At 52.6% G+C, this 15,032-nt stretch carries 13 protein-coding genes; 6 read left to right on the forward strand and 7 right to left on the reverse strand.

Annotation, left to right across the window (positions count from 1 at the left end; translation table 11 throughout):
- From MUN86_RS17400 to MUN86_RS17410, 3 genes are all read right to left on the reverse strand, one after another.
- A complete protein-coding gene (locus MUN86_RS17400; RefSeq protein ID WP_245119316.1) occupies nucleotides 1-414 on the reverse strand; it encodes a LytR/AlgR family response regulator transcription factor in 414 nt (137 codons plus the stop codon).
- A 234-nt stretch (nucleotides 415-648) separates the two neighbouring features.
- Complete coding sequence (locus MUN86_RS17405; RefSeq protein WP_245119317.1) at nucleotides 649-1,095, reverse strand: hypothetical protein; 447 nt, start codon at nucleotides 1,093-1,095, stop codon at nucleotides 649-651.
- Between the two features lie 290 nt (nucleotides 1,096-1,385).
- Nucleotides 1,386-2,882 carry a GH3 family acyl-acid amido synthetase gene (locus tag MUN86_RS17410; protein WP_245119318.1) on the reverse strand — a complete coding sequence of 499 codons (1,497 nt, stop codon included), beginning with the start codon at nucleotides 2,880-2,882 and terminating at the stop codon, nucleotides 1,386-1,388.
- Between the two features lie 668 nt (nucleotides 2,883-3,550).
- Here MUN86_RS17410 and MUN86_RS17415 point away from each other — a divergent pair.
- Both MUN86_RS17415 and MUN86_RS17420 read left to right on the forward strand, forming a co-directional pair.
- Nucleotides 3,551-3,979, forward strand: coding sequence for an OsmC family peroxiredoxin (locus MUN86_RS17415; protein WP_245119319.1), 429 nt, complete (start codon nucleotides 3,551-3,553; stop codon nucleotides 3,977-3,979).
- Nucleotides 3,980-4,169: 190 nt separating this feature from the next.
- Nucleotides 4,170-4,658 carry a hypothetical protein gene (locus tag MUN86_RS17420; protein WP_245119320.1) on the forward strand — a complete coding sequence of 163 codons (489 nt, stop codon included), beginning with the start codon at nucleotides 4,170-4,172 and terminating at the stop codon, nucleotides 4,656-4,658.
- A 90-nt stretch (nucleotides 4,659-4,748) separates the two neighbouring features.
- Here the strand turns inward: MUN86_RS17420 and dnaA are convergent, their stop codons facing one another.
- From dnaA to MUN86_RS17435, 3 genes are all read right to left on the reverse strand, one after another.
- A complete protein-coding gene (gene dnaA / locus MUN86_RS17425; protein WP_245119321.1) occupies nucleotides 4,749-6,242 on the reverse strand; it encodes a chromosomal replication initiator protein DnaA in 1,494 nt (497 codons plus the stop codon).
- A 153-nt stretch (nucleotides 6,243-6,395) separates the two neighbouring features.
- Nucleotides 6,396-7,322: a bifunctional metallophosphatase/5'-nucleotidase gene (locus MUN86_RS17430; RefSeq protein ID WP_245119322.1), complete on the reverse strand. Its 927-nt coding sequence runs from the start codon at nucleotides 7,320-7,322 to the stop codon at nucleotides 6,396-6,398.
- Between the two features lie 91 nt (nucleotides 7,323-7,413).
- Nucleotides 7,414-8,184, reverse strand: coding sequence for a 5'-nucleotidase C-terminal domain-containing protein (locus tag MUN86_RS17435; RefSeq protein ID WP_245119323.1), 771 nt, complete (start codon nucleotides 8,182-8,184; stop codon nucleotides 7,414-7,416).
- Between the two features lie 237 nt (nucleotides 8,185-8,421).
- On the opposite strand from MUN86_RS17435, the gene MUN86_RS17440 reads away from it, so the two are divergent.
- From MUN86_RS17440 to MUN86_RS17455, 4 genes are all read left to right on the forward strand, one after another.
- Nucleotides 8,422-10,206 (forward strand): methylmalonyl-CoA mutase family protein, encoded by a 1,785-nt coding sequence (locus MUN86_RS17440; RefSeq protein WP_245119324.1) that lies wholly within the window; start codon nucleotides 8,422-8,424, stop codon nucleotides 10,204-10,206.
- Between the two features lie 228 nt (nucleotides 10,207-10,434).
- A complete protein-coding gene (gene scpA / locus MUN86_RS17445) occupies nucleotides 10,435-12,573 on the forward strand; it encodes a methylmalonyl-CoA mutase (protein ID WP_245119325.1) in 2,139 nt (712 codons plus the stop codon).
- Between the two features lie 29 nt (nucleotides 12,574-12,602).
- The gene (locus tag MUN86_RS17450; protein ID WP_245119326.1) at nucleotides 12,603-13,325 is read left to right on the forward strand and encodes a hypothetical protein; all 723 of its coding nucleotides are present in this window, start codon (nucleotides 12,603-12,605) and stop codon (nucleotides 13,323-13,325) included.
- A gap of 16 nt (nucleotides 13,326-13,341) precedes the next feature.
- Nucleotides 13,342-13,776 (forward strand): hypothetical protein, encoded by a 435-nt coding sequence (locus tag MUN86_RS17455; protein WP_245119327.1) that lies wholly within the window; start codon nucleotides 13,342-13,344, stop codon nucleotides 13,774-13,776.
- Nucleotides 13,777-13,963: 187 nt separating this feature from the next.
- Here the strand turns inward: MUN86_RS17455 and MUN86_RS17460 are convergent, their stop codons facing one another.
- Complete coding sequence (locus tag MUN86_RS17460; protein WP_245119328.1) at nucleotides 13,964-14,998, reverse strand: glycoside hydrolase family 16 protein; 1,035 nt, start codon at nucleotides 14,996-14,998, stop codon at nucleotides 13,964-13,966.
- Nucleotides 14,999-15,032: the final 34 nt, after the last annotated feature.

Genomic DNA, 15,032 nt, shown 5'->3' on the forward strand with positions numbered 1-15,032 from the left:
TTAGCGTATTAATGAATATGGACGGGTGCGCAACCGTTCGGCTACTCGCTGCACGGCTTGGGCAAACCGGGCATAATCGAATGGCTTCACTAGGTAGTCGGCCACTCCTAGCTCGAAGGCGTCCCAAGCGCAGTTTTCGTAAGCAGTGGTTAATACAACTTGAGGAGGTTCAGGCAGCAGGCGTAGCATATCCAACCCGTTGAGGTCAGGCATTTCTACGTCTAAAAAAAGTACGTCAACTCGACGCTCCGTACTAAAGAAGTCTAAGCCCTCCATACTCCCTGAAAGGGATGCAACTAATTGTAAAGAGCCACTAAGCCGTATATAGTGCTCAAGGGTAAAACGGTTTATTTCATCGTCGTCCAATACAGCACAGGTTAAAGCTGGTAGTGGAGCAGTGTATTTGTGCGTCATATGATAAGGATATTCTTCTGTGAAAGAGTAGGCAATGGATCAGTATTAATCAGCAAAAACAGGTGTGGATTCAGTTCACAGTTTTCCTTGTACAAATATAGGATAATGAGAGGAAAATTTACTTTTATTCATACCGCACTTATCCATTAAATATTTTTAATATAACGAGATATACGCACTGACAACTGGTTTCAGATTTAGCCACCCTTACTTGTATGCTTTTCTTACACTAGGCTAGTTGAGCGTGTCGAACGTAGCCAATACCTGCGACACCCACTCCTTATCGTGCGGTTGGATAACCAACACACGAAATTGGTGCCGCTCTCCTTCTAATCGGACGCCTTCCGAATCATCCAACAGCCAGTCGATACCGAAACTCGGCGGATGTTTGGTGCAGTTAGCAGTAGCCTTCCGATTGTGACGCGACTGGTTTACTATTCCATCTAGGCGAATGCCGTGCAGCCAGAACAGCTTTCGTATATACCAAGTGCTCCGGTGTGAAGTAGTGTACACCCATACTTCCCATTCACGCTGGCGGCAATACTCGGCCAATGTCACAATGCCCTGACGCAAGGGTTCTCCACCCAATAATGTCGCCCATAATCGACGCTGTGGCTGTTCCAATGGAAAATCGTAGCCACACCGAATCAATGTATTGTCAAGGTCGAAGGCAATGCGCATAAGTAGGCAGTGAAACGTCATTCAGCGCCTTAACTTGTTTTCGCCTCCCACACAAAATCGGGGCGAACAGCAGCCTCCTAGCTAAAACCTCTCTGCCCTAGACGGTTGATAGCAGCTACCTCCGCTAGAGTAGAAAGGAAATGTAATACCAGTCGGGGTTAGGAGAAAGGTTACTAAAAACCAGCTGTACCGCAGAATGGCCGCCGGCTTCAAAACAATAGTCCTAAAGACTACTATATGGGCCATCATTCATATTAACCCAACACTACGGACTAGTGCTGCTTGAGGCGCTAACCGACGGATACTAATCCATCCGCTACCCCACGGTCGTTGCTGAGGCGTGGTACTTTGTTTTGGCCGCCAAGCTTACCTAGGCTTTTCATGTAGCGCTGAAAGGTCCCTGCTGACAGTGGCGTGAGTTGCAACGGAGCCAGGATATTACCGGTCAGTAAATCGTCGTAGTATACATTGCGGTGGCGCAGGCCGGCTTCTAGCGCAGCGGAAAAGGCTGCCGCGTCGTGCGGAGGCCGTGCAAACTCGATCAGCCACTCGTGGCGCGACGGAATGGCGGGGTCGTCGCTGACGCGAGGCGCGACAGTGAATTCCACGACTTCCACTTCCGGGTGCTGCTGCATGGCTTCGCGGAGCGTTTGCTCCACTTCCTCTCCTATTACATGCTCGCCGAAGGCCGACAGAAAATGCTTGATCCGCCCGCTCACCACTACTCGAAACGGGTATTTCTGTACGAAGCGTACGGTGTCACCGAGGCTGTAGCCCCACAAGCCCGCATTGGAGTTGAGTACCAAGGCGTATTGCTTATCCAACTCCACGTCGGCTAGGGAAAGACGGGGCGGGTTGGGCTCGAAAAATTGCTCGGCTGGAATAAACTCGTAGTAGATGCCCGCGTCAAGTAAAAGCAGTAGCCCAGGGTTGCCAGGCTCGTCTTGGAAAGCCAGAAAGCCCTCGGATGCCGGAAACAGTTCGACACTGTCCACGGGCCGCCCGATAGTGTCGAATAGCTTTTTGCGGTATGGCTCGAAGTTGACGCCCCCGTACACGAACAGGTTGAAGTCAGGAAACACCTCCCCTACTGGCCGGCCCGTGCGGGTCACAATCCGGTCAAAGTACATCTGCACCCACGGCGGAATACCTGAAATCAGGGTCATGGGCGCCGTAAGCGTTTCATCTACAATACGCGCCAGCTTGGTTTCCCAATCGTCGATGATATTGGTGGCGTAGCTTGGCAGTTGATTACGGCGCAGGTAGGCTGGCACATGGTGATTGACGATGCCCGACAGCCGCCCCGTTGGAATGCCACCCACTTCTTCGAGCTCCGGACTTCCCGACAGGAAGATTAGCTTCCCATCCAGGAAAGCACTTTTGCCGGTGCGGCGTACGTAATGCAACAGCGCGTCGCGGGCTCCATTGATATGGTTGGGAATGCTGTCTTTGGTAAGCGGGATGTACTTGGCCCCAGAGGTAGTCCCGCTGGTTTTGGCCAAATACAATGGTCGGCCTGGCCAGAGCACATTGGCTTCCCCGTGCTTTACTCGCTCGAAATATGCCGTGAGTCCTTCGTAATCACGCACAGGTACCTGCCGGGCTAAATCCCGCGCCGACTGAATAGCCCCGAAATCATGCTCTTTACCGAAAGCAGTACCGCTGGCTTTCGTCACGATACTGCGAAGCACCTGCTGCTGCGTACCGATAGGGTCCTGCTGCCAACGCGCGTATTGGTTGGTGATGTAAGCGGCGAGCGGGCGGCTCAAGGCAGATTTCAGGCCCATACAGAAGAATGCAAGATGATAGCGCGTAAATGTAAAAGCTATTGATTTACGCGCTGCCAGCCCGTTGCGTCAAAGTTAGCTGTGTCTACTGGCTCTACCACTTGCCAAGCGCCCAGCAACGGTGTCAGCTTTACCATTCTATACCTCCTGCTTGTCGTTACAAATATGTCACGGTACTGGGTAGCTATGCGGATATCTGGGTTGCCTTTCGCTTTGTATAAAAGCTGCTCATCCTGCCAAGCATCACTGATACTAGTGATTAGTATGAGTAAGAACCAAGGCACAGTTAACGCTATACATAGTCCGGCCAAGACGCCCCCAACCAGTTGATTCTTACTCCTACTATAGAACTGTAACCCAAGCGCTGAAGGCCACAGAATTCCCACCCCAAGCCTTACATAGATGAAACCAACATCTAGTTCTCTTACCGTTGTTTCTATAGGCAGTTCTTCCGCAACACAGGATGTCACAACTATCCCAAAACCCAACCACCCAATCCTGATTATTCAATGCGTAATTCTAGTATAAGCTGAACTGTTTGGATATCGAAGTTTAGAATTTGCTGTCATATGCTGATACTTGCCACATAATTGCTGAACGAGTTTCAATAAACTTCAAACCGAGCTACCCGTTGTAGCTTTAAGCTCATCACTTAATTAACCACACCCATGATTAATCAACGCGGAAACGCTGTTTGGAACGGCGACATCAAAGGTAGCGGCAACATCACCACGCAGAGCGGAACGGTTTCAGCACCTTACTCGGTAGGCGCCCGCTTTGAGGGCCAGAAAGGCACCAACCCGGAAGAGCTTATTGGCGCGGCTCATGCCGGTTGCTACACCATGTTCCTAACCAGCATCTTAACTAAAGACGGCAAACAGGTACAACAGATCCGTACCGAGTCGAAAGTGACGCTGGACACTTCGGGGGAGGTTCCGAAGATTGTCAAGATTTCGTTAACCACTGAAGGTGAAGTGGAAGGTGTTTCGCAGGAAGAATTTCAGCAGTATGCGGAGACAGCCAAGGCTAACTGCCCAGTTTCGCAGGTTTTGAGCGCTGTTCCAGAAATGGAGCTAGCTTCTGCCACACTGAAATAGACAGTTGTCGTACCGGATTCCGCTTACCATGCAGAAAAAGGAATCCGTAACGAACAATTCAACGTTCTAACTCAGATTCGTCCTTTGTCGAACTGACAACGTCAACTGAGTGCCTTCTAAAACCGGCTGCGCTCCGTGCGTTGCCGGTTTTTCGCTTTCTTTGCCCTTTGTTGCGACCATTTACGCCGCTATGCCTACAGCTTCTACCCGCATTCGTCTCCAACCCGCCAACACTTCCCGCATTCCATTTTGGGGACAATTATTCTTCGGTTTCATTTGGGTGGCGTACACCATTACCCTAATTGTCACCGATAGCGGCCTGAACGACATGCATTTTCTGCATTACGTGTTCCTGGTTTTCAGCTTGGTGTACATTGGCTACGTGCTCGTGCACAATGCGCCTGTGTTTGGCACGCAGAGCTATCTGGAGTTTACGCCGGGCTATATCGTGCATAAGAATGGGCTGTTTCGCCCGAAGCAGGTCTTTGCGGCCGAAGGTATTAACCGCTTGGAGTTGATGCTACAGCAAGTTCGAGTGCATACCAAGGAAGATGGCACCTACACGCTAAGTCTTCGTGAGGTGCGTGGCCGTAAGCGCAAACGCCAATTGCGTGAGCAGCTTCGCAGCTTTGCCACTCAGTATCAAATTCCCTTACACGACGCACAGCCTAATCTGTAGCATAGATTCAGCTAAATTGAAACTTTATAAAACAAAGAAGGGCACTCTATTCGGAGCGCCCTTCTTTGTTTTATTAGGATATAGTACGGGCTACTTGCCAGCAAACTTCTTGCGCAGCTCAACTATCTGGTTACGGAAGCTTTTATCGGAATCGATCAGGTCCGAAACGGTCTGCACGGAGTGGATAACGGTGCTATGGTCGCGGCCGCCGAAATGGTGGCCGATGCTCTTGAGCGAATGACTAGTGTGCTCTTTGGCGAAGTACATGGCCACTTGCCGCGCGGTTACCACTTCTTTCTTACGGGTTTTCGCTTTAAGCAAATCCAGTGGCACGCTGAAGTACTCGGCGCAAGTTTTCTGGATGAAGTCAATGTTGACCTCCGCCTCCACTTCCTCAATGATATGGCGAAGGGCCTGCTTGGCCATCTCCAAGTCGATTTCGCGACGGTTGAGGCTACTTTGGGCCACCAGCGAAATCAGTACGCCTTCCAGTTCGCGCACGTTGGTATTGACCGAATGCGCCAAGTACTCCACCACCTGCGGCGGGATGTCGATGCCATCCTGCTGCATTTTGTTTTGGATGATGGCCATGCGGGTCTCGAAGTCGGGGCTTTGCAGGTCGGCGGTGAGGCCCCATTTGAAGCGGGAAAGCAACCGATCTTCCAAGCCCACTAGGTCGCGCGGGGGCCGGTCGGAAGTCATTACGATCTGCTTGCCAGCTTGGTGCAAGTGGTTGAAGATGTGGAAGAACATCTCCTGCGTTTTGTCTTTGCCCGACAAAAACTGCACGTCATCAAGAATCAGAATATCAACCAGCAAGTAGAAGTTGGCGAAGTCCTGTACGGCATTGGCCCGTAAGCTCTCGATAAACTGGTTGGTGAACTTCTCAGCCGACACATACAACACAAACTTGTCGGAGTTGCTGGCCTTGATGTGGTTGCCAATGGCTTGCACCAAGTGCGTTTTGCCCAGCCCCACGCCGCCATAAATCATGAGCGGATTGAAGCTGGTAGTGCCGGGCTTATTGGCCACGGCCAAACCTGCCGAACGCGACAAACGGTTACAGTCGCCCTCGATATAGTTCTCGAAGGTGTAGCTGCCGTTGAGCTGCGAATGCAAGTAGTGTCGGTCGACAGCCTTGCTGGCTTCGAACGGGTTGCGCAGCATGGTTTGCGCAGCCGGTGCCGCGGCGGCGGCGGCCACATTGCGGGCCGAAGAGGACATAGGGCCAGCAGCCAAGGCCGCGGCGGGCGTGGCTACCGGGGCAGGGCCCGCCACCTTGCGGGTAGTAGGCAGGTTGAGAGTGCGGGGCTGATTCTGGCTGTTGCCTTGGTCTACCACAATGCTATACTCCAAGCGGCCGTCCGGCCCGAGTTCCTGGTGAATAGCTCGCTTCAGTTCCTCGACGTAGTGCTCCTCTAAAAACTCGTAGAAGTAGGTGCTCGGTACCTGAATGATGAGCACATTGTTCTGCAACGCAACCGGAGCAATGGGTAGAAACCACGTTCGGAAGCTCTGCTCACCAATGGTAGCTTGGATGACGCGAAGGCAGTTGGCCCAGACTGTATGGCAATCCTTCAGCATCAATTAGTTACGACAAAAGCAGCAGGTGCGTGAGTGGAATAGAAGAGGCGCGAATGGGCCTCAAAGAGGCCCATTTTTTTTAGAGGGAGACAAAAATGTGGAAAAGTCAGGAGAGAAAAAACCGTTTTTCCACTTGCTTTTGTCGAGGTTTTATCAGGCAGCTTGCACGGGCACTACAGAAGCCATAGCAACGCTCGACCGGCGGGTGCCACGCTCAAATGTGTAGTCGAGGCGGCCAAGATTGATACCGGACCACCCGACCTGGTTGATGAGCGTCTGATGGCCATTGGCTCCTGCTACAACGTCTGGTTTGTCGAGGAACGTATGGGTGTGGCCGCCTAAAATCAGGTCGATGCCGGGGGCACCGGCGGCTAGCTTGAAGTCGTCAACTTTAGCACCTTGGTATTTGTAGCCGAGGTGCGAGAGGCAGATAACTAAGTCGCACTTTTCTGGACCGCGTAGTTTAGCTACCATCTCCTTAGCCGTAGCTATCGGGTCGAGGTACTTGGTGGCGCCGAAGTTTTTATCGGCTACTAAACCCGCCATCTCAATCCCAAGCCCGAACACTCCAATACGGTGACCAGCCTTCTCGAATACTTTGTAGGGCTGAAAGCGACCAGCCAAGATGGTACCCGAAAAATCGTAGTTAGCAATCAGGAAAGGGAACGTGGCATTGGGCAATTGCTTCTGCAAGCCTTCCAAGCCGTTGTCGAAGTCGTGGTTGCCGAGGGTACTGGCATCGTACTTCATTTCGCTCATGAGCTTGTACTCCAACTCTCCCATGAAAAAGTTGAAATACGGCGTGCCCTGCCAGATGTCGCCGGAGTCAAGAAGGAGCACGTTGGGCTCTTGCTCCCGTACCTGCTTGATGAGGGATGCCCGATGAGCCATGCCGCCCATGCCTGCGTACTGCGCAGCATTATCCGGAAACGGCTCGATGCGGGAGTGCATATCGTTGGTGTGCAAGATTACCAACCGGCTAGCTTTCGTATTGGCAGCGGCCGTCGGCAAGCTTAAGCCTAGCAAGCCTAGTCCTGCGGCACCTACTCCTGTATGTTTGAGAAATTCGCGACGGTTCACTTCGTTTCGTGTAAGTGAGTGATTAAGGAGGGGTAACTAGCTACTTTGCGTAGCGAAGAGGGTTAGGATCGAATGCAGCAGAGCCAATGACTCAGCTACTCGATTTCACTCGGCCTTCCACCTTTGCTTCCACGGGCTTGCCTTGCTTGGTCAACTCCCGGATTTGGTCGGCAATGGCATTGCGCAGCAACACCCCCGTACCGCGGGGCTTGATAGACTTAAAGAACACCATATTGTCGCCGCCACCAGCTAAATAATCACTGATGGCGATAGTGTAGACGCGACTCTGAGTGAGATTGAATGGCTGATTGCCGATGCGGATGTCGGTAGCTTTGCCATCAGGGCCGACGGTGTACGTAGCACCGGAGAAAGCCATTTTCACGCGGGCGCCATAGTCGAAGAGTTGTTGCACTACGGCAGCGGAGGCATCCAGCACCACCAACTCGTTTTCGAAGGGCATCAGCTCAAACACAGACCCTAGCGTTACTTGGCCGGCTGGCAGCGGGGCGCGCAGGCCGCCATTGGACATCACGCCTAAGTCGATGGGCTGACCTAGCTCCCGACTGGCACGGGTCCGCTGCAAGTCCGCCACAAAATTAGCTAGCGGCGACTCTCCATTACTCTTAACCAAGGCACTAGGGGCCGTTCCGATAACTGCTGTCATCTGCTCGGTCACGCGCTGACGATAGGGCGCAATGGTTGCCAACGCCGTAGGGTCATCGGCTAAGGTCTTGCCAACGGGTTGAGCCGTAACAGGCTGCAAAGTTGGCTTGGCCACATAGGCAGCGCGCTGACAGCCCGACGAAAGTGCCAAGGCCGCTAGCAGGCTAAGCGCCGCCGTGCGAGAGTGAAGAAAATGCATCGGGTGTGTGAAGAAAAGGAGTGCGGACCACAAAGGTAACTTATCCGGAGCGTTGGAGCGTTAGTTGACACTAAGGAACCTTTGCTTAATTCAATACGCCCCTTCAACACAATAAAACCTTCTCAGTTCCTGCAACACCCAAATGTTGTTGCGCGGCTCGACGGGCGGTATCTGTCCTCGAACCGGTATCTTTAGCCCGCTCCTACGCCTGTTTCCCTTTCCCACCTGAGCTTTGTTATGCCTGACACGCCGCGCCCCGCGTCTGTTTCCTTTTCTGAATTCGAGCCTGTAAGTACAGCCGCTTGGCAGGCTCGCATTGCGCGCGACCTGAAGGGCGCGGACCCGGCCACGTTGCGCTGGCAAACCCCAGACGGCTTCATGCTCGATCCTTTCTACCACCGCGAAGCCTTAGAGGCGTTACCAGAACCTCCTACGCCACAAGTGCGGCCTAGCGCTACCGGCAGCAGTTGGCGCAATGTGCCTTCCTACTCGGTGCCGGCGGGCGAGCGGGGCCACGCCACTATTCTGCGGGCAGCCGAAGCGCTGACCAGGGGTGCTGACGGGGCTCACTTTGTGGTAGCTGATGCCACGGCTTTCGATGTGGAGTTTTTGCATGCGCACTTGCCGCTAGACACCACTTATGTAGGATACTCGCTCACTAACGCGCCAGCCGCTTTTATACAACGGCTGCTAGATACGGGTATCTCCGAACTACACGGGTTTCTGCAACATGACCCCATCAGCAATCATCTGCATAATTTCAAAGGGCAGCTTCAGGAATTGCGGGAGGCGCTGACGCTAACCCAACACATGCCGAATTTTCGGGCCCTGACTTTGCACACGGCTTTCTTCGGCAACCGAGGGGCTACCGTTACGCAGCAAGTGGCTTTCGCGCTGGCTACTGCGGCTGCTTACCTGAGTGAGTTGCCGACGGAGGCGTTACCTATTGCCAACGTAGCAGCGGCTATGCGGGTGCACGTTGCTATCAACCCGAACTACTTTTTCGAAATTGCCAAACTGCGGGGGTTGCGCAGACTCTGGGTTACGCTGCTGCACGCTTACGGACTGCCGCCCGAAACAGCTCAAGTACCTCTATGGGCCGAAACGTCGTCGTGGAGCCAGACGACGCTTGACGCGCACACCAACTTACTGCGCGTGACCACCGAGGCTATGAGTGCCGTATTAGGTGGCGCCGACGCGCTCAGCGTCCGCCCCTTCGACTGCCTGTTCCACGACCCTAACGAATTCTCGGACCGGTTGGCGCGCAACCTGTCGGTGCTGCTGCGCGAGGAAGTAGGCTTGGGGCAGGTGCAGGATGCGGCGGCAGGCTCTTACTATTTGGAAACCCTCACCGATACCCTGGCCCGCGAAGCCTGGACCTTGTTTCAGAAAATAGAGGCCAAGGGCGGGCTGCCAGCCGCTATTGGTTTGGTGATGCAGGAATTGCATGAGGCGGCGCAAGCACAGTTTCGGCGCATTGCTACTGGCGAGCAAGTGGTAGTGGGTACTAACAAGTTTCAGAACACGCGCGAGCATTTCGACTTCAACCCGAAACGCCTATTGCGCAGCCGGGAATTCGACTCGACGCGCGCTACCTACCCCTCGGAAGTGCTGCGGTTGGCAACGAGCCTGCACTTCGAGCGCCGAGAGAAAAAGCGGAAGCGGGCGGCGGTGGTGTTGCTCGGTTCGCACACCAACCAGCTCATTGAGGAGTCGTTTTTGCGGCTGCTCCCAGATCAGGAGCAGGCCGATCTACACGAATCACACCCGGTAGGGACGTTGTCGGTGTTGTTGTCGTCTACGGAGGAAGCCATTTTAATGTATGCCACGCCCGAGCAGTTTGGCCGCTTTGCGCGCTACATCTACCGGATTGCAGACGATGACACGACCTTTGTCCCTCCCGTGCTGATCACTGCCGACCTTGCCACTATGCAGGAAGCTGTACGCGTGTTTGGCTTTCAGGAGTTCACCGTGCAGGGCTACAGCACCGAAGACGTACTAGCGCGGCTCCAAGGAAAGTAAAAAGCAAGTGAGGCTTAGAACAGCAGAGTCCACCGAAATACCCGCTACCATCGCCCAAGTAAGCAACGGTCATGCTGAGTGGAGCCGAAGCATCTCACGTACTGATGTCGGAGTAGTAATGGTTGCATGCGAAATCCATCGACAAGTAGACGTTAGAGCAAGCAGGACAGCTACATAAGCTGCATTTCTGCAAGTGAAACAAAGCATAATAGAGTCAACCAGTGCCTTATGAAACCCGACTTTTCGAGTATTCCTTACAATGCCGCGCAACTACCAGCTGTACCAGCGACTGAAGTTGCTACCGCTGTCACGCCCGAAGGCATCGAGTTGAAAAGCTACTATACGGCCGAGGATGTGGCCGGCTTCGAGCACCTGGGGTTTGGGGCGGGGCAGGCGCCATATCTGCGGGGCCCCTACCCGACTATGTATGTGCAGAACCCCTGGACTGTGCGGCAGTACGCGGGGTTCAGCACGGCCGAGGAAAGCAACGCCTTCTACCGGCGCAACCTCGCGGGTGGGCAGAAAGGCCTTTCGGTGGCGTTTGACTTGGCCACGCACCGCGGCTACGACTCCGACCACCCGCGGGTGGTGGGCGACGTGGGCAAGGCCGGCGTGGCTATTGACTCGGTGGAGGACATGAAGATTCTCTTCGACCAGATTCCGCTGGATCAGATGTCGGTGAGTATGACCATGAACGGGGCGGTGCTGCCCGTTATGGCCTTCTATATAGTAGCGGCCGAGGAACAGGGCGTGACACCGGATAAGCTGGCGGGCACCATTCAGAACGATATTCTGAAGGAGTTCATGGTGCGCAACACCTACATCTATCCGCCGCAGCCGAGCATGCGCATCATTGCCGACATCTTCGCCTACACGGCGCAGAACATGCCCAAGTTCAACTCCATCAGCATCAGCGGCTACCACATGCAGGAAGCCGGTGCTACTGCCGACCTGGAGCTAGCCTACACCCTGGCCGATGGCCTAGAATATGTGCGGGCGGGCTTGGCGGCAGGCATGACCATCGACCAGTTTGCGCCGCGGCTGTCGTTTTTCTGGGCCATTGGCATGAACCACTTCATGGAAATTGCCAAGCTGCGGGCCGGCCGGTTGCTGTGGGCAAAGCTGCTAAAACAGTTCGAGCCGCAGAACCCCAAGAGCTTGGCGCTGCGCACGCACTGTCAGACCTCGGGCTACTCACTCACCGAGCAAGACCCGTTCAACAACGTGGCCCGCACCGCCATTGAGGCGCTAGCGGCCGCGCTGGGTGGCACCCAAAGTTTGCACACCAACGCCCTCGACGAGGCCATTGCCCTGCCCACCGACTTCTCGGCCCGCATTGCCCGCAACACCCAGCTTTACCTTCAGCACGAAACCGACATCACGCGCGTGGTGGACCCCTGGGGCGGTTCCTACTACGTGGAAACCCTCACCCACGAGCTGGCCAACAAAGCCTGGGCGCTGATTCAGGAAGTGGAGGAACTGGGCGGCATGGCCAAGGCCATTGAAACCGGGTTGCCCAAGCTGCGCATCGAGGAAGCCTCGGCCCGCAAGCAGGCCCGCATCGACTCGGGCAAAGAGGTGATTGTGGGCGTGAACCGCTACCGCCTCACCAACGAGCAGCAAGCCCAGGAAACGCAAATCGAAATCCTCGACATCGACAACGCCGCCGTGCGGGAGTCGCAGATTACGCGCCTCAACACCATCAAAGCGGAGCGCGACAATGCCGCCGTGCAGCAGGCCCTAACTGCCCTCACGGATGCCGCCCGCTCCGGCAACGACAACCTCCTGGCCCTAGCCGTGCAAGCCGCCCGTTTGTGCGCCACCCTCGGCGAAATTTCGGATGCGCTGGAAGCGGTGTACGGCCGCCACCAAGCCACCATCCGCACGGTATCGGGCGTTTACTCGCAGGAAATGGACTACGACGCAGAATTTGCCAAGGCCCGCCAGGCAGCCGACGACTTTGCCGCCAAAGAAGGCCGCCGCCCCCGCATGATGGTGGCCAAAATGGGCCAGGACGGCCACGACCGGGGCTCGAAAATCATTGCCACTTCCTTCGCCGACGTGGGCTTCGACGTGGACATTGCCCCCCTCTTCCAAACCCCCGACGAAGTAGCCCGCCAAGCGGCCGAAAACGACGTGCACGTAGTGGGCGTGAGTAGCCTCGCCGCCGGCCACAAAACCCTAATTCCGCAGCTCATCCAGGAGCTACAGCAGCTCGGCCGCGAAGACATCCTCGTCATTGCCGGCGGCGTCATCCCCGCCCAAGACTACGATTTCCTATACAACGCCGGTGTAGCCGGAGTGTACGGACCGGGAACCGTTATTGCCATAGCGGCGCAGGAGATATTAGAGAAGTTGGGTGAATAAATTATTCAATTAGTTAAATCCTAACTTCTATGTCAGATAAATCAAATTCTTTGAAATTGATTGCAGAAGTATTGCAAGCATTTGGATTAGACGAAAACGGAGATAAAATTAGAAAGCTGAGAAATACAAAAGGAGAAGTAGAAAGTAATGATATAATCTTTGGGTACTTAGACAATATAGACAAAGGCTTTTTTGTTGACAATGAATCTAAAAAGCAGCAAGCGCTTGTTTATATAAGCATTCCACAACACTTTATTCAGAATGAACATTTAGAGAACATCTTGGAGAGTGCAAGCTCCTTTATGAGCGTTTGTGGGTTCGATTATAAGTCGGAAGAAGAACCTGTTTGGGGCTCTTTTATCCAAAGCTTAATTTTCTGGACAAAAAAGCCAAAGACGCAACAAGAGGTCCAAGAAATATATAACAAAGGTAAAGCTGCACTAGAAGCAACATATTTAGGAAAACCAGTAGCAGAGTCAACTGCACAATTATCAAGCGCCGCAGCGCAGCTAATAGCAGCTTGTCATAATGTTGATGAAATAGTTTTACGAACCGGAGCCTTAATTCTTGTAAAAGCTGTTATAGATGGCAGAACTATTATGAGTGTTGAGACTATTTCACCTCAATTGATGGCTCACTTAGATATGAATCCAGGTTTACTTAGAGATCCACGTCTAGTATATCATTTTCTAGATAATCTTCCAGCAGCATTAAAGTCAGGGTCTAGTTCAGAATTAACATTTGGTGGATAGCATTAAAAATCACAAAATGCGCATCGACGGAATAGACCAAGAAGACGCCGATATTGACTGGTTTGCTACAGACAGCAGCGGGTATATCCTGCACGTAGCGTCCGGCGGCGGGATACTGCCTGAATCGGTGGCGGCTTCGCAGGAGGTGCTGCTGGAACTGCACCAGTATTTCCTGACGCTGCCGGAACTTGAGGTGGCGGAGGTAGTGAATGGCACAGAAGAAGCAAGCAGCTACCAAAGCTTTGCCCGCTACGCCCGGCGCGGGCTGTTCTCATTCGAGAAAACCCGCCTGCACGAGCGCGCCGATACGCGCTACCACTTGGTAGCCCGGCCGCTTCGGCCGCTGCTAGTGGCGGAGCTGCCGAAAAACATAGCCCAACTACTAAGCCGGACCCTACTCCCAGGCACCGTGTCTGAACAGACTACTCTAGATAGTGCCACCATCTTATAACCTGGAAGCCGGCTCACTGTAAGACGCGGGCCGGCTTCCGGGTTTGTTGACTACTATACAAATCACACCAGCAGTAGCGCGAAACAGCTGGCTTATGTAGATTGTAATACTGACTGGAATATAATATTGTAGCATGCTCTGTTTCGCGAGGAGCCGTTGATTTATACCTGAATTTCTATAAGAAGTGCTAACTCTGTGGCAGCCTGCGAACAGGTTTTTTTACAGCAGATTTAAAATTAAGCCGATTGCGTTTCGTAATATAATTTGGCCATTGACCAGAGGGTAATATAGCCTCATTTTTAGGCTTGTATATCTTTATGTAATCAATAAGCAATGGATCATTAGGTGACTGGCATTCCTTCGGCTGGCAATAATTATTGGAACCAGTAACACCAGGAGCAGCGCAACTCCACATGTAATGGGCGCTTAATACTAAATTTAACCCTCCCTTTACATTTCTATTATCTGTCCTAACTTCATAGCCATCAACAAACCAACTAATTGTAGTTGGTGTCCAAGCTAATTGATAAATATGGTACTCATCCGCCGGATTTTTTTTCCATCTGTAATGAGTGCTAGAATTTGGCTGAATAGTAGAGAAATACTTTCTATCCCCTTGACCATTATTTGAGTCTTGAATGAAATATGTCTCAAAAACATCTATCTCACGGCCGTAGCCCCACACCCAGAAAGCGGCTTGCAATCCATCTTGTCGAGGCAGTTTGCATTTAATTTCATATACGCCATACCCTACACTATCATTAAGCTCAAGTAAACCACTTGTCTTATTAAATTTTATTTCAGAAGCAGGAACAATAGGGTTTTTGTAATATGTATAATTCAAAGCCAAGACCTTGTCCTCAGCTTCACTTCGGTCATGCAATAACGATATATCGTCTTCTGAATAACAATAAGCTTGAAAGGGACTTACGTTTTTACAAATTGAGTCATATAGAGTGCCAACTGGCCAATTCCAAGTATACTTTATAAAAGCAGGCGACATTTCGCTGCCATTATTATACACAGTTTGGTAATTATGACCGCTATGCCATTTAGAATCTGGAGCGTGTAATAACCTATTAACATCTTCGTATTTAAAATCATCGAATAAAACTAATTTGTACGCTGAAGTAGGAGCATCTAAATTACTAAGCATACGTTGCCCTTGAGTCACACTAATAAATAGTAATAGATAAACAAAAAGCGCGAGGAATTTCTTCATATAGTGTAGCGTTCATTTGGCAATACAAATAGAG

This window comes from Hymenobacter volaticus, assembly GCF_022921055.1.
In the GTDB taxonomy this organism is placed as follows: domain Bacteria; phylum Bacteroidota; class Bacteroidia; order Cytophagales; family Hymenobacteraceae; genus Hymenobacter; species Hymenobacter volaticus.